The organism is Streptomyces sp. NBC_00239, from assembly GCF_036194065.1.
Lineage (GTDB): Bacteria > Actinomycetota > Actinomycetes > Streptomycetales > Streptomycetaceae > Streptomyces.
The window spans coordinates 2330918-2357578 of record NZ_CP108095.1; the positions used below are offsets into that span (position 1 = coordinate 2330918).

15 protein-coding genes are annotated in these 26661 nt (G+C 74.9%); 10 read left to right on the forward strand and 5 right to left on the reverse strand.

The window, feature by feature from the left end:
* The first annotated feature begins 253 nt into the window (after positions 1-253).
* The 10 genes from OG764_RS10240 (at position 254) to OG764_RS10285 (ending at position 8920) form a co-directional block, all read left to right on the forward strand.
* Positions 254-520: a hypothetical protein gene (locus OG764_RS10240; RefSeq protein WP_328968110.1), complete on the forward strand. Its 267-nt coding sequence runs from the start codon at positions 254-256 to the stop codon at positions 518-520.
* A gap of 3 nt (positions 521-523) precedes the next feature.
* Positions 524-1795, forward strand: a complete 1272-nt coding sequence (locus OG764_RS10245; RefSeq protein ID WP_328968111.1) for a trypsin-like peptidase domain-containing protein — start codon at positions 524-526, stop codon at positions 1793-1795.
* Positions 1796-2009: 214 nt separating this feature from the next.
* On the forward strand, positions 2010-2450 hold the full coding sequence (locus tag OG764_RS10250) for an acyl carrier protein (RefSeq protein WP_328968112.1): 441 nt from the start codon (positions 2010-2012) through the stop codon (positions 2448-2450).
* Positions 2451-2731: 281 nt separating this feature from the next.
* Positions 2732-3151 (forward strand): cobalamin B12-binding domain-containing protein, encoded by a 420-nt coding sequence (locus OG764_RS10255; protein ID WP_328968113.1) that lies wholly within the window; start codon positions 2732-2734, stop codon positions 3149-3151.
* Entirely contained in the window at positions 3148-4539 is a 1392-nt protein-coding gene (locus OG764_RS10260; protein WP_328968114.1) for a methylaspartate mutase, read from the forward strand. Before OG764_RS10255 ends, OG764_RS10260 begins: the two co-directional genes overlap by 4 nt.
* Before the next feature lie 104 nt (positions 4540-4643).
* A complete protein-coding gene (locus tag OG764_RS10265; RefSeq protein WP_328968115.1) occupies positions 4644-5642 on the forward strand; it encodes an asparagine synthetase A in 999 nt (332 codons plus the stop codon).
* On the forward strand, positions 5639-6979 hold the full coding sequence (locus tag OG764_RS10270; RefSeq protein WP_328968116.1) for a glutamate synthase-related protein: 1341 nt from the start codon (positions 5639-5641) through the stop codon (positions 6977-6979). Before OG764_RS10265 ends, OG764_RS10270 begins: the two co-directional genes overlap by 4 nt.
* A complete protein-coding gene (locus OG764_RS10275) occupies positions 6979-7395 on the forward strand; it encodes a hypothetical protein (RefSeq protein WP_328968117.1) in 417 nt (138 codons plus the stop codon). The genes OG764_RS10270 and OG764_RS10275 overlap by 1 nt, the downstream gene beginning before the upstream one ends.
* 87 nt (positions 7396-7482) lie before the next feature.
* Positions 7483-8277, forward strand: a complete 795-nt coding sequence (locus tag OG764_RS10280; protein WP_328968118.1) for a 4'-phosphopantetheinyl transferase family protein — start codon at positions 7483-7485, stop codon at positions 8275-8277.
* A gap of 190 nt (positions 8278-8467) precedes the next feature.
* Positions 8468-8920, forward strand: a complete 453-nt coding sequence (locus OG764_RS10285; RefSeq protein ID WP_328968119.1) for a GNAT family N-acetyltransferase — start codon at positions 8468-8470, stop codon at positions 8918-8920.
* A 308-nt stretch (positions 8921-9228) separates the two neighbouring features.
* Here the strand turns inward: OG764_RS10285 and ddaH are convergent, their stop codons facing one another.
* From ddaH to OG764_RS10310, 5 genes are all read right to left on the reverse strand, one after another.
* Positions 9229-10041, reverse strand: coding sequence for a dimethylargininase (gene ddaH, locus OG764_RS10290; RefSeq protein ID WP_443055881.1), 813 nt, complete (start codon positions 10039-10041; stop codon positions 9229-9231).
* 138 nt (positions 10042-10179) lie between these two features.
* Entirely contained in the window at positions 10180-11481 is a 1302-nt protein-coding gene (locus OG764_RS10295) for an MFS transporter (RefSeq protein WP_328968120.1), read from the reverse strand.
* Between the two features lie 6 nt (positions 11482-11487).
* Positions 11488-25104: a non-ribosomal peptide synthetase gene (locus OG764_RS10300; RefSeq protein ID WP_328968121.1), complete on the reverse strand. Its 13617-nt coding sequence runs from the start codon at positions 25102-25104 to the stop codon at positions 11488-11490.
* A gap of 47 nt (positions 25105-25151) precedes the next feature.
* Complete coding sequence (locus OG764_RS10305) at positions 25152-26150, reverse strand: TauD/TfdA family dioxygenase (RefSeq protein ID WP_328968122.1); 999 nt, start codon at positions 26148-26150, stop codon at positions 25152-25154.
* Between the two features lie 8 nt (positions 26151-26158).
* Positions 26159-26371 carry an MbtH family protein gene (locus OG764_RS10310; RefSeq protein WP_328968123.1) on the reverse strand — a complete coding sequence of 71 codons (213 nt, stop codon included), beginning with the start codon at positions 26369-26371 and terminating at the stop codon, positions 26159-26161.
* Positions 26372-26661: the final 290 nt, after the last annotated feature.

A 26661-nucleotide genomic window follows, 5' to 3' on the forward strand; every position in this document is an offset into this window, starting at 1 on the left:
CGTCTCTTCCGGATCCCGCCTGACCCGGGACGCCGGGCCCCGCACCTCGCCGCGTACCGTGGCACGGGCCGCGGCCTGTGCCCGAGCCCGAGCCGCCGTGCGGGGAGGTTGGGGAAACGCGCGGCCGTTGCCGGTGCCGCATGGGATCGTTCGATTCGGTGAGGATGCCGGACGACGCGCGATCCACGCGGGAACGAGCGGGAACGAGCGGCAACAAGTGGGAACGAGCGCGCACGGGGCACGAGGGGGCCGGATGACGGATGCGGACGGGACGGCAGGCGGCGGGCCGCGGTTCGGCGCGGGTCGCCCGGGCGGGACGAGCGGGCTCGCCGACCACGCCGCGCACGAGGACACGGTCCGGCCGGCGCCGCGCCGGACGGACCCGGCCCACCGGGCCGTTGCGTTCGCCGCGACGGACGCGGCCGGCGGCTCGGACGCGACCGCGTGGGCCGGGGGATCAGGCACGCCCGGACCGGGCGCCGGATCCGCCGGGTCCGTGGACGTGGGCGACGAGGAGTAGGCGGTGGACCTGGACCGCCGGGTGCAGGTGCGGCTGCACCGAACGGGAGGCGACGGCACGGGCTTCGGCTCCGGATATCTGATCGCGCCGCGGCTCGTGCTGACGGCCGGTCATGTCGTCGCGGGGCCGGGCACGGTGTCGGTGTGCCTGCCGGGCCGCGGCCCGGAGCGCTTCCCCGCCGTCGTGCGCTGGTACCGGCGGGACGCGCGGACCGATACCGCCCTGCTGGAAGTGTCCGAGGAGCGCGGGTGGCTGCCGCCCGAGTCACTGGCGGGCCTACGGGCCCGTACGCCGCAGCGCTGGGGCGCGATGATCGGGCCCCGGCCACTGTCCGTGACGACCCACGGCTTCCCGCGCGTGCGGCGCGAAGCCGAGGCCGGCGGGCCGCAGGACGAGCAGGTGGAGGTCACGCTCCGGCCCGGCGCGGGCTCGCTCGCGGGCCGCTACGAACTGGTCGGGGCGGACGCGCCGGTCCCCGGGCAGCTGCCGCTGCCGGCCGGAGGCACCCTGTGGTCGGGCATGTCCGGGGCCGCGGTGCTCGCCGGCGACCTGCTGTGCGGGGTGGTCCGGCGGGACCGGCAGGCGGGCGGCGGCACCCGGCTCACCGCCACCCCCGCGGCCGTGCTGCTGGCCGACCCGGAATTCCGCGCGCACGTCGGCGCGCACACCGGCCGGGAGCCGTGGGTCGAGCCCGCCGAACCGGCCCGGCTGCTGTCACCCGCCGAGTGGGACGACGACCTGCGCTCCCCCGCGATGCCGCCGGGCGCGGAGGCCGAAGCCGTCGGCTTCCGCGGCCGGCACGAGGAGCTGCGCGTGCTGGCCGCGTGGTGCGCGGACCCGGCGCCGTTCGCCGTGCACGTACTGACGGGTCCCGGCGGCCGGGGCACGTCCCGGCCGGCCCGGCAACTGGCCGGGATGCTGCGCCGGACCGGCTGGGTGACCGGCCGCCTCCGCCCGGACCTGCGGGACGTTCCGGCGGCGCCGCCCGGCGGCCCCGGTGCTCCGGCCGCGGCACGGCCGGGCTTCGCGCACGAGGACGGGCCGGACCTGAGCACGCTGGACACCCACCACTGGCTGCTGCTGGTCGTCGACGACGCCGACACGCGCCCGCAGGTGGTCCGTCGGCTCGTCGAGCACCTGAGCACCACCCGCCACCGGGTGCGGCTCCTGCTGCTGGCCCGCTCCGACGGGGAGTGGCGTACGGACGTCATGGGGGCGTCGGCGCAGTGCCGGCACCTGCTCGCGCGTGCGCCGGTGCACGTGACGACGGCCTGACCGCGGAAGCTTCCGGTGCGGCCCGGCTCTGCGCCCCGCACCGGAAGAGAGGTGGTCGCAGGCGGCAGTACGCGCCCGCATTCTGCCGCGCGGACTGCCCGCCGCGGCCGGGGCCCGCGCCTAGCCTGAGGGCACGGAGGCGAGCGGAACGGACACCACCGTCCCCCCGAATCCGCAGTCCGCACCCTCGCGCCCCCGCCTGGAGGTTCCCACGATGCCCGCACCCGAGCCAGAGCTCCTCGACCGCGGACCGTCGGTTCGGCCCGGACCGCCCGTCCCGGAGCGGATCGGCGCCCGGATCGCGACGGATCCCGACCGGCAGGCTCCTGCGCCCGGGTCGGACCGTACGACGTGCACCGGGCCGGCGGTGGGGGCTGCGGCGTCGGGGGACCGGGTCGCGCCCCATCAGGAGCTGCTCCAGGAGCTGTTCGCGGTGGCGCTCGGGATCGAACGGGTCGTCGGTCCCGACGAGGACTTCTTCTCCATCGGCGGGCGCTCGATGTCGGGCGTGCGGCTCACGAACCGGATCCGCGCCCTGCTGGGGGTCGAGGTCCGCATCCGCGACCTGTTCCTGGCACCCACCCCGGCCCTGCTCGCCCGCCGGATCCACGACTCCCCGGAGCACCCGGCGAACGGTCCCCTGAAAAATCCCTGAAAAATCCCTGAACGGTTCCGAAGGTTCCGGCTTTCCGGTATGCCGCCCGAGATTCGAATCGGTGACACATCACGCGCCCGGGCCGTGTTTCGCAGAATTCTGCGAAACACGGCCCTTTCGCCGTGTCCCGACCGCCGCGACCCGACCGCCTCCACCTGCCCCGACCGCTCCCACCTGCTCCTTCCGTCCACGCGGCACATCCGTGCCGAGCACCACCGACTTCCCTCATTCTGCCGCCGCAACTTCCCCTCTCGCGTGCGTACCGCAATTACTTTCGAGCCATGAAGATTCTGCTGACCGGCACGGCATCCGATTCCCACACCTGGAATCTGGTCTATCTGCAGCTCTTTCTCGAAGAGCTCGGGCACCGGGTCGTCAACCTCGGCCCGTGTGTCACGGACGACCTCCTCGCGTCGGCCTGCCACCAGCATGCGCCCGGCCTCGTGGTCATCAGCAGTGTCAACGGCCACGGCTATCGCGACGGCCTCTCCGCGGTACGGCGGCTGCGCGCCGAGCCCGGTCTGGGCGGCGTCCCCGTCGTCATCGGCGGGAAGCTCGGCGTCGCCGGGACGCAGGACCCCGAGCGGGCGGAGCAGTTGCGCGAGGCGGGCTGCGACGCCGTGTTCGACGACGGCGCCGTGAACGCGCTGCGCACCTTCGTCGCCGACATCGAGGCCTTGTCCGATCGGGCCACGGCATGACCGGTTCCACGCTCACCCCGCCCGCCCGGGCAGCGGCCGGGGCTGCCCCGGACCCCCACGACGCCGCCCCCGTACCGTCGTTCGGCGCCTTCGTCGCGGAGGCGGCCGCCGCCGGCCGGCTCGTCGTCCAGCCCCGGATGGGTTTCTGCGACCCGCGGCTGATGCGGACCGGCCTGGAGCGGACCAAGGCGGCCGCGGCCACCACCGTGGGCACCCTCACCATCGATAGTTACACCCGCGTCGGTGACGTGGCCGCCGCCCGCGCCTCCCTCGCCGAGGGCGTGCCGCTCAACGGCTACCCGATCGCCACGCACCCCACCGACCGGACCCGCGGCCTCCTCGACGGAGTGCTGGACGAGACCTTCCCGGTCCAGGTCCGGCACGGCTCGTCCCGCCCCGAGGCGATCATCCGTGCGCTGACCGCCGCGGGCCTCGACGCCACCGAGGGCGGACCGGTCTCGTACTGCCTCCCGTACGGACGCACCCCGCTCGGCGAGTCGGTGGACAACTGGGCCCGCGGCTGCGAACTGCTCGCCGCCCTGGTACCCGCCCCCCGGGTCCCGCACCTGGAGAGCTTCGGCGGCTGCATGCTCGGCCAACTGTGCCCGCCCGGGCTGCTGGTGGCGATCAGCCTGCTGGAGGGGATGTTCTTCGCCCAACACGGCATCCGCAGCGTCTCGCTGAGTTACGCCCAGCAGACCGACCCCGGCCAGGACGAGGAGGCCGTGCGCGCGCTGCGCCGGCTGGCCGCCGAGTTCCTGCCGCCCGAGGTGGACCGGCACGTGGTGCTCTACACGTACATGGGGGTGTACCCGCGCACCGAGCACGGGGCGGTCCGGCTGCTGGAGGCGTCCGCTCAGCTGGCCGTACGGGCCGGCGCGCACCGCCTGATCGTGAAGACCGCGGCGGAGGCCCACCGGATCCCGACCGTCGACGAGAACGTCCGCGCACTCGAAACCGCCGCCTCCACCGCCGTTCTGACGGAGCATCCGCCGACCGCGCGGGCGGACGAGGACAGCGAGGTGTACGCCGAGGCCCGGGCGTTCGTGGAGGCGGTGCTGGACATCGGTGCGGACACCGGGCGGGCGCTGCGGACCGCGTTCGCGCGCGGCTACCTCGACGTCCCGTTCTGCCTGCACCCCGACAACGCGGGCCGCTCCCGCAGCTTCGTGGACTCCCGCGGCCGGCTGCGCTGGTCGGACGCGGGCGCGATGCCGGTGGCGCCCTCCCTGGTGGCCGGCGGCCGGTCCGCACTGACCGCGGACGGCCTGCTCGCGGCGGTCCACGGGGTCGCGAGCCGCTTCGACGCATTCGCCCCGGAACCGTCGTCCGGGTCCGCGCCGGGCGCGGCGCCCGCCGCACGCACCGACCCGGCCCTCACGCACTGACGCCGGGCACCCGCCCCACCCGCCCGTCCCGTCCACCCGCTCCGTCCGCCCGCTCCGCGCCACCTCTTGCCCTTCGTCCCTGAGACCCTTGAACGGGAGTAGCCATGGAACAGTCCGAGCCCGCCGTCCCGCTTCCGCCGCCGCTCGGCGAGCACCTCCGCTCGCCCCGGCTGCGCGCCGCCATGCTCGTACAGCAGGAAGCCCTTCACGCGGCAAGGGAGTTCCTGCGGGGTGAGGGATTCACCGAGCTCTTGCCGCCGCTGATCGGCCCGGTCACCGACCCGGGCGGGCGGGGCGCCAAGGCGCTCGACGTGGACTACTACGGGCACCCGTACAAGCTGATGACGAGCGCGATCCTGTACAAGCAGGCCTCGTTGAGCGGCTTCCCCAAGCTCTTCTACATCGCGCCGAACGTGCGCGTGGAGCCCGAGGAGACCGCCGGCACCGGCCGGCACCTGGTCGAGTTCCACCAGATCGACGTGGAGATCGCCGGGGCGAGCCGCCAGGACGCGCAGGACGTGGCCGCCGGCATGCTGACCCACATCGTCGACCACGTCTGGACGGCCGTCCCCGACGTCCTCGCCGAACTGGGCCGGGACGAGCTGGACTTCGCCGAGCTGCGGTCCGGGAAGTTCGACGCCTGCACCCACGAGGAGGCGGTGTCCCGGCTGATCGCCCGGGGCCATCCGCAGAGCCCGGACGCCGAGATCGACTGGGCGGGCGAGCGGATCCTGTCCCTGGAGGCGGACCGGCCGTTCTTCGTCAACGACTACCCGAAGGGCTCGCGCGGCTTCTACGACCGCGAGGACCCCGAACACCCGGGCGTGCTGCGCAACTTCGACCTGCTCGCGCACGGCGGCTACGGCGAGCTGGTCAGCGGCAGCGAACGCGAGGCGGACTACGCGACGATCGTCACGCGGATGCGGGAGAGCGGCGAGAACCCCGCCAAGTACGCCTGGTACCTGGACCTGGCCCGCGAAGGCATCCCGTCCAGCGCCGGCTTCGGCATGGGCCTCCAGCGCCTGGTCCGGTTCCTGACCGGCCTGGACGCGCTGTGGCAGGTCAGCGCCTACCCGAAGCTCCCCGGGGCGGTGTCCCCGTGACCGGGCTGCGGGCGGCGGGCTTCCCCGAGCGCGCGGTGCGCGCCCGGGCCCGCAACGGGACGGCCGAGGTGTTCCCGCCCGCGGGCGGATACGGCGAGGAGCTGTACGGAGAGCTGCGCGACGGCGTGCCCGACGAGCTGGACCGGGCACGGATCGCGCCGCCGGTCTTCATGCCCCGGCGGCTGGAGAAACTGATCGAACTGGGCCGCGAGCCGGGTCACGACGACGTGGAACTGCACACCTCGGTCGGCGGCTTCGCCAGCGAACTTCCGCTGTTCCTCTCGGCGTTCGGCTCCACCCGGGCGGGCAGCGGCGATCTCGGCGTGGCCGCGAGCCGGCAGGCGGCGCGGCTGGGCATCCCGATGGTCATCGGCGAGAACATGGTGCCGGTGCACGGCTACCGGCGCGCGGCCGCGGACGGCGTGCGCTCGGCGCTGCTCGCCCGGATCCGCGCCTACACGGAGGCCGTGCCGGACGGCGTCGGCGGCGTGGCGGTGCAGCAGTCCACCGAGGACGCCGACTCGGAGGTGTGGAACCTGGTCTACAGCGACCCCGCCACCCGACCGCTGCTGGAATCGGGGCGGCTGGCCTTCGAGTTGAAGACCGGGCAGGGCGCCAAGCCGGGGCTGGGCGGGATGACGGTGGTCGACCGCGCCGAAGCCGACCGGCTGTCGGGGCGGTTCACCGTACGGGACGTGCTGGGCTCGGGCACGGCGGACGGCACGGCCGAGCACCGGCTGCGCTGCGCCACCCCCGGCACGTTCACCGAGGAGATCGTCCGCCAGCAACTCCGCTTCATGCGCAACAACTTCCCCAAGGCGCGCACGTGGGTGAAGTTCCACCCCGGACGCGATGTCGCGCGGGCCGCGGCGACGGCCTGGCGGGCCGGCGCGGACGCCGTCACCGTCGACGGCGCGGAGGGCGGTACGGGCTGGGCGCCGCGGGTGTTCCTCGACCAGGTGGGGCTCGGCCTGGCCGACTGCCTGCGCCTGATCGCCGCGTCCGGGCACCACGGCTCCGGCGCCTCCGACGGCCCCGGCGGCTGCCTGCTGGCGACCGGCCGGATGTGGGAGGGCGGCCGTGCGGTGCGCGCGCTCGCCCTGGGCGCCCGGGCCGTGGGCCTGGGCCGGGCCGCGCTGATCGCCGTCGACGAGGACCCCGAGGACGGCCTCGTCCGGCTGGCCGAGGCGCTGGCCCTGGAGGCCCGCCTGCTGATCAGCGCGCTCGGCAAGTACGCGCCCGGCTCCCTGGGCGCCGAGGACCTGTGGTGGCCCGGGGCCGCGCCGGCCGCCCCGGCCCCGGCTCCGCTGTCCGCCGCCGGCCCGGGAAACCCGTGATGACCGCAGCGCGCCGCTCGCGGGGCGGCACCCACCTGCCGCCCGGGGGCGGCCGCACCCGCGTCGGCCGCACCGCGTCCAGCCGCCCCGGGCCGGGCCGCCCGGGCGGCGGGCGGGCGGACCACGGCACGACGGTCAACGCCCGGTTCTCGCTGTCCGAGCTCCCGGTGGTCACCGTGCAGCCGGAGCGGGCCGGGCCGGCCTGCGCCGCGGCCGCCCGCGCCCTGACCGAAGCGGGCCGCGGCTACCTCGGCGGCCGGCTGGAGCTCCGTACGGACGGGTCCGCGCCCCGGACGGCCCGGCAGGCCGCCGCACTCACGGCGACGGAGCAGCGGGCGGCCACGCTCGCGGTCGCCTCGGCCCTGAGCGGCGGGCCGGGCACGGCCCGCCTCCGGATACGGCGCCGCCCCGGCTGACCCCGACACCGCCTCGCCACCGCACCGGGCGGAGCCACCGTCCGTGCCACCGTCCCGACAACTCACCTGCCATGGTGTGAGGTTGCCATGCCCGAACCCGCCCTGACCGCCCTCCGCCCGCCACTGACCCCGACCCCCCTGGCGGGCGTGTACGTGGCTCCGCCCACGAACTCACCGCTGCACCCGGGCACTCCCCAGGTGTGGCTGGTGGACACCGTCACCCACCGGGTGACGGCCGCCCGACACGCCCCGTCGCTGCTGGACCGTCAGGAACTGGCCAAAGCAGCCAAGTTCCTGCACGGCTCCGACCGCGACACCTACCTGTGCGCCCACGTCGGACTGCGCCGCCTCCTCGGCGGCTACCTGGGACTGCCGCCCGGCGCGGTGACGGTGTCCCGGGCGCCGTGCCCCGGCTGCGGGGAGCCGCACGGCCGCCCGGTGCTGCCCGGCGACACGCTGCACTTCTCGCTGTCGCACTGCAAAGGCCTGAGCCTGCTCGCCTTCGCCACCACCCCGGTCGGCGTGGACGTCGAGGCGGTGCCACCGCTGCACGTGGTCGCGGAGACCTCCGACATCCTCCACCCCCGCGAGGCCGCCGAGTTGGCGGCCCTGCCCCCGGACGAGCAGGCACGCGCCTTCACCCGGGTGTGGACCCGCAAGGAGGCCTACCTCAAGGGTCTGGGCGTGGGCCTGTCCGAGGACCCTGCCGGGGACTACGTCGGCGCGGGCCCGGCCCCGGCCCCGCCGCCCGGCTGGTCCCTGACCGACGTCCTGGTGCCGGAGGGCCACTGCGCGGCGGTGGCACTGCGCCTGCCCGCGCCGGCCTCGACGCCCCTGCTCCGGCCCCCGGACCCGGACGGCCTCCGGCCACGAACGACCTGACGAGGAACCGCCGGCCCGACGCCCTGCGGCCCCACAGCCCGAAGAGCTGTGGGGCCGCAGGGCGTCTGCTCGTTGCTCGCACGACGCACGATGCAGGGCGCAGGACGGTGGCGGTGTGGGCGGGGCCGCGGGCCGCACGCCGTCCGGCGGCTCTCGTCGCGCGCCGCGCCGCCGAACTAGCATGCGCGCCATGACCAAGATCGAGATCCGCCCGGCCTCGGAAGCCGACCTCCCGGCCATCGTGGCCATGCTCGCCGACGACGCGCTCGGCGCGACCCGCGAGTCCCCCGACGACCTCTCTCCCTACCTGGCGGCCTTCGCCCGCCTGCGTGACGACCCGAACCAGCTGGTCGTCGTGGCCGACCGGGCCGGCGAGGTGGTCGGCACCCTCCAGCTCACGATCATCCCGGGCCTCTCCCGCAAGGGCTCGACCCGCTCGGTCATCGAGGGGGTACGCGTCCACGCCTCGACCCGCGGCGAGGGCCTCGGCGCCGAGCTGATCGAGTGGGCCGTCGCCGAATCCCGCCGCCAGGACTGCCGACTCGTCCAGCTCACCTCCGACAAGACCCGCCCCGACGCCCACCGGTTCTACGAGCGGCTGGGCTTCACCGCCTCCCACGTGGGCTTCAAACTCCAGCTCTGACCGGCCTCCGGCCGGGCCGGCCCGTGCCGATCCCGCCGGTCGAGCGCGCGGCGAACGCGGAGCAGCGAGCTGCCGTGCCCGGTGCACCTCAACGCGGTGCAGTGACGTGCCGTGCCCGGTGCACCTCCCGGCGGTGGTCCGGGGGCCTCGCGCTCGGGCAGGATCCGGTTGCCCACCTCGGTGTGCGCCGGCTCCCGCCGAAGTCCCCCAGCGGGCCCGCACGTTCGGCCGGGGCGGCTCCACACGGCGGATACGACGACGGCGCGGCCACCCGGAACATCCGGGTGGCCGCGCCGTGCGGGCGCCGGTCAGGCCGACTCGCGTATCTCCAGGGTGCAGCACTTCACGCTGCCGCCGCCCTTGAACAGCTCCGAGAGGTCCATCCCGACGGGCCGGAAGCCGCGCTCGCGCAGCGCGGCGGCCACCCCGGTCGCCGCCTCCGGCAGCATGACGTTCAGGCCGTCGCTCATCACGTTGAGCCCGAACACCTCCGCGTCCGCCTCCGTCACCAGCACCGCGTCCGGGAAGAGCTGCCGCAGCACCGCCCGGCTGCCCGCCGAGAACGCCCCGGGGTAGTACATGACCTGGTCGGTGTCGAGCACGCTGAGCGCGGTGTCGAGGTGGTAGAAGCGCGGGTCCACGAGGTCCAGGCCGATCACCGGGCGGCCGAGGACCTCCTGGGCCTCCGCGTGTCCGGCGGAGACGCTGCGGAAGCCGCGCCCCGCGAGCAGGTAGCTGCCGGTCAGCAGCAGGTCCCCCTCACCCTCGTTGACGTGGACCGGGTCGTGGGTGGTGAACCCGTGGGCCCGGAACCACTCCAGGTACGCGGGGCCCTCGGCGGCGCGCTCGGCATTGCGGAACCGGGCGCCGAGCACCTTGCCGTCGATGACGGTCGCGCCGTTCGCCGCGTAGACCATGTCGGGCAGACCGGGCAGCGGGTCGATCAGCTCGACGCGGTGGCCGAGTGCGACGTACTGCTCGTACAGCCGCTCCCACTGGGCGACGGCGAGGTCGGTGTCGACCGGCTTCGCCGGGTCCATCCAGGGGTTGATCGCGTAGCTGACCTCGAAGTACGTCGGGCGGCACATCAGGAACCGGCGGGGGCGGGCAGTGCGGGTCACGGCAGACTCCAGGAGGGTTCGGTACGGCTGAGGCAGGGGCAGGGGCCGGGGCGGGAGGGAGACGGAGCGGGAGGGGCGGAGAGGGCGGGGGCAGCAGGACGCGAAGCGGCGGTGCGGTCAGGAGGACGCGGGGCGCGGTCAGGAGGACGCGGGGCGCTCGGGGAAGCTGCGCAGGCCGCGGAGCGGGCTCGCCAGCAGGACCGCGCCGGCCGAGAGCAGCACGCACGCCATGATCCAGATGGTGGTGCGGGCGCCGAGCGCCTCGCCCAGCCAGCCGCCGAGCAGGGCCCCGACCGGGATGGCGCTGAAGTTGACGGTCGAGGCGCTGGCTCGGATCCGGCCGATCATCGCGGGCGGGCAGTACGCCTGGTAGAAGCTGCCGGCGATGACGTTCCCGGCGATCACACCGCAGACCGCGACCGACCAGGCCACCGCGCTCGCCGCCAGCGGCAGCCGTTCCCCCGCCAGCGGCAGCAGGAGGATGAACGGCGCGCCCACCAGCTCGCAGAGAAGCAGCCCGCGCGCCGTTCCGAACCGGCGGGCGATCCGCCCGGCGAGCGCCGCGCCGGCCAGGCCGCCGACCGACACCACCGCGAACACCGCGCCGACCCCGGCGGGCGAGACTCCCACGCTGCGGATCAGGAAGATGGTCTGCACCGCCTGGATGCCGTTGAGGCCGAGGTTGCCGACGGCCGCGAAGCTCGCCAGGGTGCGCAGGTACGGGTCGCGCACCAGGAACCGGACGCCCTCGCCGATCTCGCGCAGGATCCCGCGCCGTTCGGAGACCGGCGGCGGCGTCTCCTCGACCTTGATGCTGCTCACGAAGAGGGCCGCCACCAAGTAGGTCACCGCGTCGGCGAGCAGTCCGCTGGCCGCGCCGAACGCCTGCGAGAGCAGGCCGGCCGCACCGGGGCCGGCGATCTCCGCCGCCGCATCGCCGGAACGCAGCTTGACGTTGGCCTCCAGCAGGTCCTGCTTGGCCACCAGTGAGGTCAGCACGGCGCTGTTCGCGGTGGACAGGAACACCTTGACCGCGCCGGCCAGCAGTGCCACGACCACCAGTTGGGCCATGGTCAGCACCCCGAGCCAGCCGGCCACGGGGACGCTGCCGAACAGCACCAGCAGGAGGAGGTCGCAGACCAGCATGACCTTCAGCCGGGGCCAGCGGTCCACCCAGGCGCCGGCGACCAGGCCGAGGAAGAGCCACGGCGCCCATGCGGAGGCGGTGAGCACCCCGACCATGAACGGAGAAGCGTTCAGGGTGACGACGGCCACCAGGGCGAGTGCGACGTTTCCGACGGCGGTGCCGAGTCCGCTGGTCGTCTCACCGATCCACAGCTTGCGGAAGTTCTCCTGGGCCCACAGGCCCCAACGGCTCCTGGGCGGTCCCTCCGCCACCGGGGACGGCGGGGACGGCGGCTTGACGGGGGCGGCGGTCATTCCGTTTCACGCTCCAAGCTTGTCGGCCAGCACGGCGGCGATCCGTGCGATGGGCTCCGGCTGCGTCATCGCGCCGTGCGTGCAGGTGATGCGGTGCTCTTCGATCCGGCCGTCGACGTACGGGCGCCAGGCCTCCCCGTAGGGCCAGCCGTCGGGCTTGTCGAGGGTGGCGCCGAAGAAGACGGCGTCGCCCCGGTAGCGGTCCGGCACGTGCTCGGCCATCAGCTTGCGGTGGTGCTCGAAGACGTCGGGCAGGACGCCGGCCGCCTCGCCGAGGAGTGCCGTGAGGTCGGCCTGTCCGCGCCCGTCGGCCGGGTCGTAGCCCAGCGAGGCGAGCAGCTCGGCGAGGGTGTCGACCGGGTCGTCGGAGGGCGGTGTGCCGTCGGCGGCGTACCGGGCGGGGTCGGCGGGGAGTCCGTCGAGGAGGGCGAGCAGGGCGACCTGCCGGCCGTCGGCCTGGAGGGCGACGGCCATCGCCTGGGCGACCACCCCGCCGAAGGACCAGCCGAGCAGGTGGTACGGCCCCTCCGGCTGGACGGCGCGGATCTGCCGTACGTAGTCCTCGGCGATCGTGGTGACGGAGGAGGGGGAGTCCCCGCTCAGGCCGCGCGCCTGGAGGCCGTGGACCGGGCGGTCCGGGTCGAGGTGGCGCAGCAGCCCGGAGTAGACCCAGCTGATGCCGGCGGCGGGGTGGATGCAGAACAGCGGGGCCTTGGCGCCGCCGGTGCGCAGGGCGAGCAGGACGTCGAGTGCGCTGCGGGCGTCGGTGGCCGTCCCGTCGGCCGGGTCGAGGTGGCGGGTGAGGAGCCGGGCCAGGGCGTCCACGGTGGGGGCTTCGAAGAGTGCCCGCATGCCGAGGTCGGCGCCGAGCGCGGTACGGATCCGGCCGAGCAGCTTCATCGCGAGGAGGGAGTGGCCGCCGAGCTCGAAGAAGTCGTCGTCGGCGCCGACCCGGCCGGGCAGGCCCAGGACGTCGGCGAAGAGGTCGCAGAGCAGTTCCTCGTGCGGTGTGCGGGGGGCGCGGCCGGTGGGCGAGGACGTGAGGTCGGGGGCGGGAAGGGCGCGCCGGTCGACCTTGCCGCTGGCGGTCAGGGGCAGGGCGTCGAGGGTGACGACGGCGGTCGGCAGCATGTAGCCGGGCAGTGAGCCGGCGGCGAAGGCGCGCAGTTCGGCCGGGTCGAGCGGACCGTCCGCCACGACGTGGGCGACCAGCCGGGGACCGGCCGCGCTGTCGTCGCCGTACGCCGAGACGGTGGCGGCGAGGACCCGGGGGTGGCGGGTCAGTACGTGCTCGATCTCGCCGGGTTCGATGCGGAAGCCGCGGATCTTGACCTGGTGGTCGGTGCGGCCGAGGTAGTCGATCCGGCCCTCTCGGGTGCGGCGGACCAGGTCCCCGGAGCGGTACATCCGCTCCCCCGGCACGAACGGGTCCGCGACGAACCGCTCCGCGGTCAGCGCCGGGCGGCCCAGGTACCCGCGGGCCAGCCCCGCACCCGCCAGGTACAGCTCACCGGGCACACCGGCCGGGACCGGGTTCAGGTGCTCGTCCAGGACGTACGCCCGGGTGCCGAGGACGGTGGCGCCGAGGGCCGGGCGCTCGGTGGCGCCGAACGGCTGGGTGAGCGCGTCGACGGTGGACTCGGTGGGGCCGTAGAGGTTGTGGGCGGTGGTGGCCGGGGCCTGGCGCAGGCGGGTCCACAGGGACTGGCCGACCGCCTCGCCGCCGAGCAGCACCACGCGCGGCGTCCTCGACGACGCACGGGTGTCCAACAGACCCTCTTCGAGGAGCTGTTCGGCGTAGGAGGGGGTGACCTCCAGGACGTCGAGGGACTCCATCCGAACGTGCCGGACGAGGGCGGCGGCGTCGCGGCGGACCTCGTCGCCGATCAGGTGGAGCTCGTGGCCGGCGATCAGCCAGAGCAGTCCGTCCCAGGAGGCGTCGAAGCAGAGCGAGGCGGTGAGTGCGACGCGCTGGCGGCCGTGGCGGCGCTCGGTCGCGCCGATCGGGCCGTCCGGGGAGCGGTGCGAGGCCAGCAGTGCGGCGATCGAACCGTGGCTGACCACGACGCCCTTGGGGCGGCCGGTGGAACCCGAGGTGTAGATCACGTAGGCGGCGTCGGAGGCACCGGCGCGGGGCGCCGGATCGCCGGTGGGGCGCGGGGCGGGCGGGGGGCCGGAGTGCGCCCGGCCTTGACGATCGCTGTCGTCGGCCGGGGCGTCCGCGGTCAGGAGGGGCAGGCCGGTGAGCAGTTCGGGCCGGGGCCAGCCGTCGCCGGTCACGACGAGCGCGGGTGCGGCGTCGGCGAGCATGGCGGCGGTCCGGTCGGCGGGGTACTCGGCGTCCAGGGGGAGCGAGGCGGCGCCGGCCTTGAGTACGGCGAGCAGGGCGATCACGGTCTGTGCGGAGCGGGGCAGGGCCAGCGCTACGACGGTTTCCGGGCCGGCGCCCGCGGCCGTCAGGCGGTGGGCGAGGTCGTTGGCGCGGGCGTTGAGCTCGGCCCAGCTGAGCCGGGTGTCCCCGGCGACCAGCGCCGTCGCGTCCGGGGTGCGGGCCGCCTGGGCTTCGAAGGCGGCGGGCAGCAGCGGCACGTCGGCAGGCAACCGTCGTCCGGTGGGCAGTAGTTCGGCGCGCTCGTCGGCGGAGAGCAGGTCGGCCCGGCCGATCGGCAGATCGGGGTGGGCGGCTGCGGCCGCCAGCAGGCGGCCGAGGCGGACCGCCAGGGACTCGACGGTCTCCCGGTCGAACAGGTCGGTGGCGAAGTCGATCGCGCACTCGAGTCCGGCGGGTGCGCCGTCGGCGTCGAAGGACTCGCCCATGGCGATGGACAGGTCGAACTTGGCGACGTACCCGCCGACGGGCTCGACGGTCGCCGGCAGTCCCGCCAGGTCGAGCGGCGCCCCGGCGGAGCCGTCCGGCGCGCCGGGCCGGTCCCCGCCCTGTCCGGCGGCCGCCCGTCCGCCGCCCTGGAGCAGCAGCATGACCTGGAAGAGCGGGTGGCGGGCCAGCGAACGGGCCGGGTTGAGCTCCTCGACGAGCCGCTCGAACGGGACGTCCTGGTGGGCGTGGGCGTCGAGTTGGGTCTCACGGACGCGGTGGAGCAGTTCGGCGAAGGTGGGGTCGCCGGAGGTGTCGGTGCGCAGCACCAGCGTGTTGACGAAGAAGCCCACCAGGTCGTCGAGCGCCTCGTCCGAGCGGCCCGCCACGACCGATCCGATCGGCACGTCGGTGCCGGCGCCGAGCCGGGTGAGCAGCGCGGCCAGCCCGGCCTGCAGGGTCATGAACATCGTGACCCGGTGGCTGCGGGACAACTCGGCCAGTTCCCGGTGGAGTTCGGCGCCGAGCGGGACGACCACGCGGTCGCCCCGGTGGCTGCTGTCGGCCCGCCGGGGGCGGTCCACCGGCAGCGACAGCTCTTCGGGGAGATCGGCCAGGGCGTCGCGCCAGTAGGCGAGCTGTCCGGCGAACAGGCTGTCGGGGTCGTCCTCCGCGCCGAGCAGCTCGCGCTGCCAGAGCGCGTAGTCCGCGTACTGCACGGGCAGCGGCTGCCACGCGGGCAGCGCCCCGTCACGGCGGGCGGCGTAGGCGGCGGCCAGGTCGCGCAGCAGCGGATCCATGGACAGGCCGTCGCCGGCGATGTGGTGCAGGACCAGGACCAGCAGGTGCTCGTCGTCGGCGAGCCGCAGCAGGTGGGCGCGTACGGGGAGTTCGGCGGCCAGGTCGAAGGGGACGGCGGTGCATTCGGTCAGGGCTGCCGCCGGGTCGGCGGGCGGCGTGGTCCGGTGGTCGAAGGGCATCCGGGCCTCGGCGGGCGGGAGGATCCGCTGCCGGGGCTCGCCGTCCTGCTCGGTGACCAGGGTGCGCAGGATCTCGTGCCGGGCGACCAGGTCGCCGAGTGCGAGTTCCAGGGCGGCCGGGTCGATCGGGCCGGTGACGCGCAGGGCGATCGGGAGGTTGTAGAGGGCGCTGGGGCCTTCCATCCGGTCGATGAGCCAGAGCCGTTGCTGCGCGAAGGAGAGCGGGAGCCGCTCGGGGCGCTCGCCGGCGGTCAGCGCGAGGCGTGCCCCGGTGCCGTCGAGGCGCTGGACCAGGCCGGCCACGGTGGGCGCCTCGAAGACGTCCCGGACGCCGAGTTCGGCCGCGAAGACCGTCCGGACCCGGCTGACCAGCTTCATGGCGAGCAGGGAGTGGCCGCCGAGGACGAAGAAGTCGTCGTCGATGGTGACGGGGCCCGGTACGGCGAGCACCTCGGCGAACAGGCCGCAGAGGAGTTCCTCGCGGGCCGTGCGGGCGGCCCGGCCACCGGCGAACAGCTGGAAGTCGGGGGCGGGAAGGGCCCGCCGGTCGACCTTGCCGCTGCCGGTCAGCGGCAGCGCGTCGAGGGTGACGACGGCCGCCGGGACCATGTAGGCGGGCAGGGCGTCCGCCACGAACCTGCGGAGTTCGACGGCGAGTTCGGGGCTGGGGGCGGTGACCGCGCAGTGGGCGACCAGGCGGCGGTCGCCGTCCGCGCTCTCGTGCGGGGTGACCACGGCCTGGCGGACGCTCGCGTGTCCGGCCAGCACCTGCTCGATCTCGCCGGGTTCGATGCGGAAGCCGCGGATCTTGACCTGGTGGTCGGTGCGGCCGAGGTAGTCGATCCGGCCCTCTCGGGTGCGGCGGACCAGGTCCCCGGAGCGGTACATCCGCTCCCCCGGCACGAACGGGTCCGCGACGAACCGCTCCGCGGTCAGCGCCGGGCGGCCCAGGTACCCGCGGGCCAGCCCCGCACCCGCCAGGTACAGCTCACCGGGCACACCGGCCGGAACCGGGTTCAGGTGCTCGTCCAGGACGTACGCCCGGGTGCCGAGGACGGTGCGTCCCATGGTGGGGCGCTCCGCGCCGTCGAACGCCTGGAGCAGGGTGTCCACGGTGCACTCGGTGGGGCCGTAGAGGTTGTGGCCGGTGGTGGCCGGGGCCTCGCGCAGGCGGGTCCACAGGGACTGGCCGACCGCCTCCCCGCCGAGCAGCACCACGCGCGGTGCGGGTGCGTCCAGCAGGCCTTCGGCGATGAGCTGTTCGGCGTAGGTGGGGGTGAACTGGAGGGCGTCGATGCCGGTGGTGCGGATGTGGCGGACCAGGGCGGCGGGGTCGCGGCGCAGGTCGTCGCCGATGAGGTGCAGCTCGTGGCCCGCGACCATCCACAGCAGGCTGTTCCAGGAGGCGTCGAAGCAGAGCGAGGCGGTCAGTGCGGCGCGCATCCGGCCGTGCCTGCGCTCGGGCTCGCCGAAGGTCTCCGCCCGGTGGGCGGCGAGCAGTGCGGCGATCGAACCGTGGCTGACCACGACGCCCTTGGGGCGGCCGGTGGAACCCGAGGTGTAGATCACGTAGGCGGCGTCGGACGGGTGGACGCGGACGGGCGGGGCGTCGGCGGGCCGTCCGGCCCAGTGGCGTTCGCCGGCGTCCAGGACGATGGAGCCCGCCAGGCCGTCCAGGGCCTCGGGCAGCGGCCAGTCGGAGTGGGTGAGGACGGCCGCGGGGCGGGCGTCGGCGAGCATGTGGGTGGTGCGCTCCAGCGGGTACTCGGCGTCCAGCGGCAGGAAGGCGGCGCCGGCCTTGAGCACGGCGAGCTGGGAGACGACCGTCTCCACCGAGCGGGGCAGGGCGAGCGCGACGACGTCCTCGGGTCCGATGCCGGCGGCGGTCAGGCCGTGGGCGAGGCGGTTGGCGCGGGCGTCCAGCTCGGCGTAGGTCAGCCGGGTGTCCCCGAAGACCAGGGCGGTGAGGTCCGGCGTCGTCGCCGCCTGGGCGGCGAAAGCGGCCGGGACGAGGGGCAGCGCGGCGGGCAGCGGGCGCAGGCCGCCGAGGAGTTCGGCGCGCTCGCCCTCGGCCAGCAGGTCGGCACGTCCGATCCGCAGGTCGGGCCGGGCGGTCACCGCTGTCAGCAGCCGGCCGAAGCGGGCGGCGAGGGACTCCGCGGTCTCCCGGTCGAACAGGTCGGTGGCGAAGTCGATGGCGCAGTCCAGTCCGGCGGGGGCGCCGTCCGGGCCGAAGAACTCCTCCAGGGTCACGTTGAGGTCGAACTTGGCGACGCCGGTGTCCGCGGGAAGCGCCTCGGCGCGCAGGCCGGCCAGTTCCAGTTCGGCGCCGGCGTTGGACTGGAGGACCATCGCCACCTGGAAGAGCGGGTGGCGGGCCAGCGAGCGGGCCGGGTTGAGCTCCTCGACGAGCCGCTCGAACGGCAGGTCCTGGTGGGCGTAGGCGCCGAGGCCGGTCTCCCTGACGCGGCCCAGGAGTTCGGCGAAGGTGGGGTCGCCGGAGGTGTCGGTGCGCAGCACCAGCGTGTTGACGAAGAAGCCCACCAGGTCGTCGAGCGCCTCGTCCGAGCGGCCCGCGACGACCGATCCGATCGGCACGTCGGTGCCGGCGCCGAGCCGGGTGAGCAGCGCGGCCAGTGCGGCCTGGAAGGTCATGAACAGGGTGACGCGGTGTTCGCGGCTCACCTCGATGAGCGCCCGGTGGAGTGCGGCGTCGATGGGCAGGGCGACCCGGTCGCCCCGGTGGTCGGCGCGGGCTCCGCGCGGCCGGTCGACGGGGAGCGTCAGCTCCTCCGGGAGGTCGGCGAGGGTGTCGAGCCAGTAGGCGAGCTGTGCGGCGGCCAGGCTGTCGGGGTCGTCCTCCGCGCCGAGCAGCTCGCGCTGCCAGAGCGCGTAGTCGGCGTACTGGGCGGGCAGCGGCTGCCATGCGGGGGCCGAGCCGTCGCTGCGTGCGGTGTACGCGTCGGCGAGGTCGCGCAGCAGCGGGCCCATGGACCAGCCGTCGCCGGCGATGTGGTGGAGTGCGACGACCAGGACGTGGTCCTCGGCGGCGACCCGGAGCAGGGTGACCCGGACGGGCGGCTCGGCCGCCAGGTCGAAGGGGCGGCGGGCGGCCCGGTCGACCTCGGCGTCCACGGACTCCGGTGCGCAGTCGAGGAGTTCGACGGGGAACGCGGCGCCGGCGGGGGCGAGGACCTGCTGGTGGGGCTCGCCGTCGTGTTCGGCGATGACGGTGCGCAGGATCTCGTGCCGGGCGACCAGGTCGCCGAGCGCGAGTTCCAGGGCGGCCGGATCGAGCGGGCCGGTCAGGCGCAGGGCGAGCGGCATGTTGTAGAGCGCGCTCGGCCCCTCCATCCGGTCGGTCAGCCAGAGCCGCTGCTGGGCGTAGGAGAGCGGGAGCCGCTCGGGGCGCTCGCCGGCGGTGAGGGCGAGGCGTGCCCCGGTGCCGTCGAGGCGCTGGACCAGGCCGGCCACGGTGGGCGCCTCGAAGACGTCCCGGATGCCGAGTTCGGCGCCGAGTGCCGTGCGGACCCGGCTGAGGAGCCTGGTGGCGAGCAGCGAGTGGCCGCCGAGTCCGAAGAAGTCGTCGTCGACGGAGACCGTCCCGGTCACGCCGAGGACTTCGGCGAACAGGCCGCAGAGGATCTCCTCGCGGGCCGTGCGGGCGGCCCGGCCGCCGGTGGCCGCGGTGAACTCGGGGGCGGGCAGCGCGGACCGGTCGAGCTTGCCGTTGACGTTGAGGGGGAGCGCGTCGAGCGTCGTGAAGGCCGCCGGGACCATGTGGTCCGGCAGGGTGGCGGCGGCGTGGGCGCGCAGCGCGGCCGGGTCGAGCGGGGTGTGCGCCACGACGTAGGCGGCCAGCCGGGTGCCCGCAGAGGCGTCCTCGTACGGCAGTACGGCGGCCTGGAGGACGTCGGGGTGGGCGGTCAGGACGGTCTCGATCTCGCCGGGTTCGATCCGGAAGCCGCGCACCTTGACCTGGTGGTCGGTGCGGCCCAGGTATTCGACCTGGCCGTCGGGGCGGCGGCGGGCGAGGTCGCCGGTGCGGTACATCCGCTCCCCCGGCGCGTACGGGTCGGCGACGAAGCGCTCGGCGGTCAGCGCGGGGCGGCCGAGGTAGCCGCGGGCCAGCCCGTCGCCGCTCAGGTACAGCTCGCCGGGGACGCCGGGCGGGACGGGTCGCAGGCCGGTGTCGAGGATGTGTGCGCGGAGGTTGGGCAGGGGGCGGCCGATGAGCGGGCGCGGGTCGCCGGAGAGCCGGTGGTGCAGGGCGTCGACGGTGCACTCGGTGGGGCCGTACATGTTGAGTACGACGGTGCCGGGGGCGGCGGTGAGGACGGTCCACAGGTTCTGGCCGAGGGCTTCGCCGCCGACCATGAGGAGGGCGGGCGGGCAGCGGTCGAGGAGGCCCTCCTCGACCAGCCGCTCTGCCTGGCCGGGGGTGACGTCGTGGACGTCGACGCCGGTGTGCTCGGCGTAGCGGACGATCGCGGCGGCGTCGCGGCGCAGGTCGTCGTCGAGCAGGTGGAGTTCGTGGCCCGCCACCATCCAGAGCAGCGCCTCCAGGGCCGTGTCGAAGGAGAGCGAGGCCGCCTGGGCGAAGGTGAACCTCCTCCCGCTGTCGCCCTGCCGGGCGGCGGGGATGGTCTCGGTGCGGTGGAAGGCGAGCAGGTTGGCGAGGCCGCCGTGGCGGACCACCACGCCCTTGGGGCGGCCGGTGGAGCCGGAGGTGTAGATGACGTAGGCGGCGTTCGCCGGGTGGAGGCGGACGGCCGGGGCGGTGGCGGGCTGCCCGGCCCAGGTCTGCTCGGCGGCGTCCAGGACCACGGGGGCGGTGGCGCCGGTGCGGGCGGACAGGCCGTCGAGCACGTCGGGCAGGGGCCAGCCGGCGCCGGTGAGGACGGCCGCGGGGCGGGCGTCGGCGAGCATGTGGGCGAGCCGCTCACGGGGGTACTCGGCGTCGAGCGGGAGGAAGGCCGCACCGGCCTTGAGCACGGCGAGGACGGAGACCAGCGATTCGGCGGAGCGGGGCAGGGCGAGCGCGACGACGTCCTCGGGCCTGATGCCGGCGGCGGTCAGGCCGTGGGCGAGGCGGTTGGCGCGGGCGTCCAGCTCGGCGTAGGTCAGCCGGGTGTCCCCGAAGACCAGGGCGGTGAGGTCCGGCGTCGTCGCCGCCTGGGCGGCGAAAGCCGCCGGGACGAGGACGTCCGCGCCGGGGCGGGCGGTGTCGTGCCACTCGGCGAGCGCGGCCCGGCCGGGCTCCCCGAGCACGTCCAGTTCGACGACGGGGCGGTGCGGGTCGTCGGCGACCTGGGCGAGCAGGTGGATCAGGGCCTCGGCGAGCCGTTCGGCGGTGCTCCGGTCGAAGAGTTCGGTGGCGAATTCCAGGCCGCCTTCGAGGCCGGCCGGGGTGCCGTCCGGGTGGTGGCGCTCGGAGAGGTTGAGGGTGAGGTCGAACGCGGTGGTGGGCAGGCCGAGCGGTTCGTAGGCGGTACGGGTGCCGGGGAACTCGGGGCCGCCGCCAGCGGTGTTGTCGAAGGCGATCATCACCTGGAAGAGCGGGTGGCGTGCCAGGGTGCGGGCGGGGTTGAGCTCCTCGACGAGCCGCTCGAACGGCACGTCCTGGTGGGCGTAGGCGGCCAGGTCGGCCTCCCTCACGCGGGCCAGGAGTTCCGCGAAGGTGGGCCGGCCGGTGAGGTCGGTGCGCAGGACCAGGGTGTTGGCGAAGAAGCCGACCAGTTCGTCGGCGGCCGGGTCGAGGCGGCCGGCCAGCGGGGTGCCGATCGGCAGGTCGTCGCCGGCGCCGAAGCGGTGCAGCAGGGTGGCGTAGGCGGCCTGGAGCAGCATGAAGAGGGTGGCGCCGTGGCCGGCGGCCAGCTCGGCGAGCCGTGCGTGCAGGTCCGCGTCCAGCTCCAGCGGGACGACGTCGCCGCGGTGCCCGGCGACCGCCGGGCGGGGGCGGTCGAGCGGGAGCGGAAGCTCGTCCGGCAGGCCGGCCAGCGCCGTGCGCCAGTGGTCGAGTTGGAGGGACAGCTGGGACTGCGGGTCGGTGTCGTCACCGAGCAGCCGGTACTGCCAGAGGGTGTAGTCGGCGTACTGGACCGGCAGCGGTTCCCACGCGGGCCGTTCGCCGCCCAGCCGGGCGGCGTAGGCGTCGGCGAGGTCGCGGAAGAGCGGTCGCAGCGACCAGCCGTCGCTGGCGATGTGGTGCATCACCAGGAGCAGCACGTGCTCCTCGGACGACTCGGGGCGCAGGTAGGCGTGCAGGGGGACGTCGGCGGACAGGTCGAAGGTGTGGCCGACGAGCTCCTGGACCGGGCGGTCGGTGACGGTGAGCAGCGGCGCGGGGGGTGCGGGCAGCACCCGCTGGTACGGGACGCCGTCGTGCTCGCCGAACACGGTGCGCAGTGGCTCGTGGCGGGTTACGACGTCGCCCAGCGCGGCTTCGAGGGCGGCCGCGTCGAGCGGGCCGGTCAGCCGGAGGGCGAGGGTGACGTTGTACGTGGCGGCGGGGCCCTCGGCCTGCCCGAGGAACCAGAGGCGGCGCTGGGCGAAGGAGAGCGGCAGGCGTTCGGGGCGGATTTCGGGGCGCAGCGGGGGCCGGGACGCGACGGTGGCGAGCCGGGCGGCGAGGGCCGCGACGGTCGGGTCCTGGAAGAAGTCGCCGATGGCGAGTTCGGCGCCGAGCTCGGTGCGCACCCGGCCCACGAGGCGGGTGGCCAGCAGGGAGTGGCCGCCGAGTTCGAAGAAGTCGTCGTCGATGGTGATGTCGTCGATGCCGAGGATCTCTTCGAAGAGCGCGCACAGGGTGCGCTCGCGCTCGTCGCGCGGGGCGCGGCCTGCGGTGTCGGTGCCCAGCTCGGGGGCGGGCAGTGCGCGCCGGTCGATCTTGCCGTTGGCGTTGAGGGGCAGCGCGGGCAGCACGACCACGGCGGAGGGGACCATGTAGCCGGGGAGGGTCGCGGCGGCGAACTGCTTCAGTTCGGCGCCGAGTTCGGCGGTCGCCCCGGCCGCGGTCACCCCGGATGCGGTCCCGTCGGGGTCGGTGCCTTCGGGGTCGGTGCCGAGCACCGAGCAGTAGCCGACCAGCCGGGTGTCGCCGGGGCGGTCCTCGCGGGGCACCACGATGACCTGGCGGACGGCGGGGTGGCGGGAGAGCACGGCCTCGATCTCGCCCAGCTCGATCCGGAAGCCGCGCAGCTTGACCTGGCCGTCGATCCTGCCGAGGAACTCGATCGCGCCGTCGGCCCGGCGGCGGACGAGGTCGCCGGTGCGGTACATCCGCTCCCCCGGCGCGTACGGGTCGGCGACGAAGCGCTCGGCGGTCAGCGCGGGACGGCGCCAGTAGCCGCGAGCCAGGCCGGCGCCCGCCACGTACAGCTCGCCGGGGACGCCGGGCGGTACGGGGTGCAGCCGGGCGTCGAGGACGTGGGCGCGCATGTTGTCGAGCGGGCCGCCGATCGGCGGCCGGGGGCCGGCCAGGTCGGCGGGGGCGAGGTGGTGGTGGGTGGCGAAGGTGGTGGCCTCGGTGGGCCCGTAGACGTGGGCGAGGAGGAGGTCGGGGCAGTGGTCGAGGACGCGTTGCATCAGGGTGCCGGAGGCGGCCTCGCCGCCGGTGCAGACGGTCCGCAGGGCGCGGAAGGTCTCCGGGGCCTGTTCTGCGACCAGGTCGAAGAGCGCCTTGGTGAGGAAGACGGCGCTGACCCGGTGCCGGGTGACGACGGCGTGCAGGGCCTCGGCGTCCAGGCCGCCGGGGGGCGCGACGACCACCGTGCCGCCGGACAGCAGCGGGGTCCACAGTTCGTAGGTGGCGGCGTCGAAGGCGTGCGGCGAGTGCAGCAGGATCCGCTGGTGGCGGCCGTCCTTCCAGCGGCGGTCGGCGGCGAGGTCGACCACGTCGCGGTGGCGGACGGCGACGCCCTTGGGGGTGCCGGTGGAGCCGGAGGTGAACATCACGTAGGCGAGCCGGTCGGGGTGGACGGGCAGGCCGGGGTCGTGGGCCGGGGCGGCGGCCTCGTCGCCGGGGCGGACCACGGTGGCGGTGTGCGGGAAGCCCGGGTCGGCGCGGTCGGTGATCAGGACGGGGGCGGCGGTGTCCGCGAGCAGTGCGGACATGCGCTCCGGCGGCAGGCTGGCGTGCATCGGGACGTAGCAGCCGCCGGCCTTGAGCACCGCGAGGGTGGCGACGACCAGGTCGACGGAGCGTTCCATGAGCAGGGCGACCGGGGACTCCGGGCCGACGCCCGCGGCGATCAGGTGGTGCGCGAGCCGGTTGGCGCGGGTGTTGAGTTCGGCGTACCCGACGGCGCCGCCGTCGTGGGCGAGGGCGACGGCGTCCGGGGTGCGGGCGGCCTGCGCCTCGAACAGCTCCGGCAGCGAGCCGAGCGGCACGGTGGCGGCGGTGGCGTTCCACTCCTCGTCCAGGCGGGTGCGCTCGTCGGGGGCGAGGATGTCGAGGGCGCCGATCGGCGTCTCGGGTTCGGCGGCCGCGGCGGCCAGCAGGCGGCCCAGGCGTTCGAACAGGGTGGTGACGGTGGCGCGGTCGTAGAGGTCGGCCGCGTACTCGGCGGAGCCGGTGAGACCGGCGGGGGCGCCGTCGGGGGCGAACTGCTCGGTGATGCCGATGTTGAGGTCGAACTTGGCCACGCGCAGGCCGAGCGGCTCGGGCGCCGACTCCAGTCCGGGGAGTCCGAGTTCGCCCTCTTCGGTGTTCTGCAGGACGAGCAGGGTCTGGAACAGCGGGTGGCGGCCGAGGGCGCGGACCGGGTTGGCCTCCTCGACCAGCCGGTCGAAGGGCACGTCCTGGTGGGCGAACGCCTCGAGCTGGGATTCCCGTACCCGGCCGAGGAGCTGGGTGAAGGACGGGTCGCCCGAGGTGTCGGTGCGCAGGACCAGGGTGTTGACGAAGAAGCCGACCAGGTCGCTCAGCGCCTCGTCGGATCGGCCGGCCACACCGGTGCCGATCGGGATGTCGGTGCCGGCGCCGAGCCGGGTGAACAGCGCGGCGAGGCCGGTCTGGAGCACGGAGAACAGGGTGGCGCGGTGCCGCCGGGCCAGGGCGGCCAGCGCGGCGTGCAGTTCGGGGCCGTAGTCGAACGCGACGGCGTCGGCGGCTCCGGTCGGGGCGGGCGGCCGGGGGCGGTCCACCGGCAGCTCCAGCTCTTCCGGCAGGCCGGACAGCACTCCTCTCCAGTAGTCGAGTTGACGGCTCATCAGGCTGTCGGGGTCGGTCTCCTCGCCGAGCAGGTCGCGCTGCCAGAGCGCGTAGTCGGCGTACTGGACCGGCAGCGGCTCCCACTCGGGGGCGGAGCCGCCGAGACGGGCGGTGTAGGCGGCGGCGAGGTCGCGCAGCAGCGGGCCGAGCGACCAGCCGTCGCCGGCGATGTGGTGGAGCACGACGAGCAGCACGTGCTCGTCGCAGGGGCCGGCCGCGGGCGCGGGCCGGCCGGAGGAACGGTCGGAGGACCGGTCGGACGTGAGCGAGAAGACCGTGACCCGGATCGGCAGTTCGGCACTCAGGTCGAAGGCGTGGGCGGCGGCCCGGTCCCGCAGCGCGGGGTAGTCGCCCGGTGCGCAGTCCACCGTCTCGAAGGCGACGTCGGCCTCCGAGGACGGCAGGATCTGCTGCACCGGGACTCCCCCGACCACCGGGAACACCGTGCGCAGGGCCTCGTGCCGGGCGACCACGTCCGCCGTCGCAGCACGCAGCGCGGCGGTGTCGAGTGCGCCGCGCAGGCGCACCGCGAACGGCAGGTTGTAGAGCGCGGTCGGCCCTTCGATCTGGTCGATCAGCCAGAGACGCTGTTGTGCGTACGAAACCGGGATCATGGTGCTTCCTCTGCTCACGTCACGGCGTGGATGGTGTGCGGATTGCCTCAGGCGGGGACTGCGGTGGTGGGTCGCACCGTGGGCCGGCAGTCCAGGAGTTCGACGGGACGGCCCATCGCGACGGCGATCTTGCGGTCGCCGCGGAAGGGGTCGCGGCCGTGCGCGCAGAGCACGTTGTCGACCAGCATCACGTCGCCGACCTGCCAGGTCTCACGGACCGTGGCGGCTTCGTAGGCCGCGTTGAGGGCGTCCATGTCCTCGCGGGTGAGCGGCTCGCCGTCACCGAAGCCGGTGTTGAACGGCAGGCCGTCCGGGCCGAACTCGTCGACCATGGCCTCCCGGATGTCCGGGTCGAGCGACCACTCGTTCCAGAAGGCCAGGTGGTTGAACCAGACCTCCTCGCCGGTCTGCGGGTGGTGGACGGTGGCCGAACGCAGCTGGCTGGTCCGCAGGTTGCCGTCCGGCTGCCACTGCCAGGCGATGCCGTTCTCCCGGCAGTACTCCTCGACGTCGGCCCGGTCCTCGGTGCCGAACGCGGTGCGCCAGCCGAGGGAGATGTAGTCCGAGTAGTTGCGGGTGAGCGTCCAGCCGGACGACCTGCCGCGCTCCACCAGGTGGGCGGGCAGCCCCGCGAGGACCTTGCGGACGTCGGCGGTCGGGGTGGCGCCGCCCTCCGCGGGTGCGGTGAGGCAGGCGAAGAGCAGCCGGCCGGGGAAGGTCAGGGTGTAGCTGTTCTCGTTGTGCATCCGGATCGACTGGGCCGGCGGCAGGTCGGTCGACGAGAAGACGCCGTTGCCGAAGTCACTGCGCGGGGTGGCCTTTTCCCGGTACGGGGTGGGCTCGGGGATCAGTACGTCGCGGACGGCGGCAACGTCCTCGCTGCGCGTCACCGGCAGCCCGCGCAGGAAGATCGTGCCGTGCTCGTGCAGGGCGGCGGTCAGCGCGGCCTCGTTCTCGCGCAGCCACGCGCAGGCCTCGGCGAGGTCCGCGGTGGCGGGCACGTGGGCGAGGGCCGGACGGCCGGGGTTGATGTCCCAGGTCGGCATGGCGACGGTCACCGCCCGCCGAGGGAGGCGAGCAGGCTGACGGGGCGGATGTCTGTCCAGTTGACCTCGATCCAGTCGAGGCACTCCTGTCGGGTGGCCTCGCCGTAGGTGGTGGTCCAGCCTTCCGGGACGTCGAGCCAGACCGGCCAGATCGAGTGCTGGTTCTCGTCGTTGACCAGGACCAGGTAGCCGGCGTTGTCGTCCTCGAACGGGTTGCTCATGGTGGTCTCCGCAGGTGAGAGGTGCTCTGGTGGTGTGATTCGAAATTAGGTGCGCCGGGTGGTCGCGAGCGGCGCAAGCTCCGGCAGGAGAGCGGCAGTTGCGGCGCGCCCGGGTCCGGAAACGCTGCCGCCCCGCCGGGCCCGGGGAAGCGGGCGGGCGGGGCGGGGCAGGCCGGGAGCGGGGCTCGGGGCGGCCGGGGGCGCGGGGCGGAGCGGAACGCGGGCGGCAACGGGGGCAGGCGGCCGGAAGGGCGCCGGCGGGCCGCGAGGAGTGCGGTCAGCGGGGGGGG

What these genes read in the sequence shown, in the direction of transcription:
- OG764_RS10240 (WP_328968110.1), top strand. Translation starts at nt 254, where the DNA reads ATGACGGATGCGGACGGGACGGCAGGCGGCGGGCCGCGGTTCGGCGCG.
- OG764_RS10250 (WP_328968112.1), top strand. Translation starts at nt 2,010, where the DNA reads ATGCCCGCACCCGAGCCAGAGCTCCTCGACCGCGGACCGTCGGTTCGG.
- OG764_RS10255 (WP_328968113.1), top strand. Translation starts at nt 2,732, where the DNA reads ATGAAGATTCTGCTGACCGGCACGGCATCCGATTCCCACACCTGGAAT.
- OG764_RS10260 (WP_328968114.1), top strand. Translation starts at nt 3,148, where the DNA reads ATGACCGGTTCCACGCTCACCCCGCCCGCCCGGGCAGCGGCCGGGGCT.
- OG764_RS10265 (WP_328968115.1), top strand. Translation starts at nt 4,644, where the DNA reads ATGGAACAGTCCGAGCCCGCCGTCCCGCTTCCGCCGCCGCTCGGCGAG.
- OG764_RS10275 (WP_328968117.1), top strand. Translation starts at nt 6,979, where the DNA reads ATGACCGCAGCGCGCCGCTCGCGGGGCGGCACCCACCTGCCGCCCGGG.
- OG764_RS10280 (WP_328968118.1), top strand. Translation starts at nt 7,483, where the DNA reads ATGCCCGAACCCGCCCTGACCGCCCTCCGCCCGCCACTGACCCCGACC.
- OG764_RS10285 (WP_328968119.1), top strand. Translation starts at nt 8,468, where the DNA reads ATGACCAAGATCGAGATCCGCCCGGCCTCGGAAGCCGACCTCCCGGCC.
- OG764_RS10295 (WP_328968120.1), bottom strand. Translation starts at nt 11,481, where the DNA reads ATGACCGCCGCCCCCGTCAAGCCGCCGTCCCCGCCGTCCCCGGTGGCG.
- OG764_RS10300 (WP_328968121.1), bottom strand. Translation starts at nt 25,104, where the DNA reads ATGATCCCGGTTTCGTACGCACAACAGCGTCTCTGGCTGATCGACCAG.
- OG764_RS10305 (WP_328968122.1), bottom strand. Translation starts at nt 26,150, where the DNA reads ATGCCGACCTGGGACATCAACCCCGGCCGTCCGGCCCTCGCCCACGTG.
- OG764_RS10310 (WP_328968123.1), bottom strand. Translation starts at nt 26,371, where the DNA reads ATGAGCAACCCGTTCGAGGACGACAACGCCGGCTACCTGGTCCTGGTC.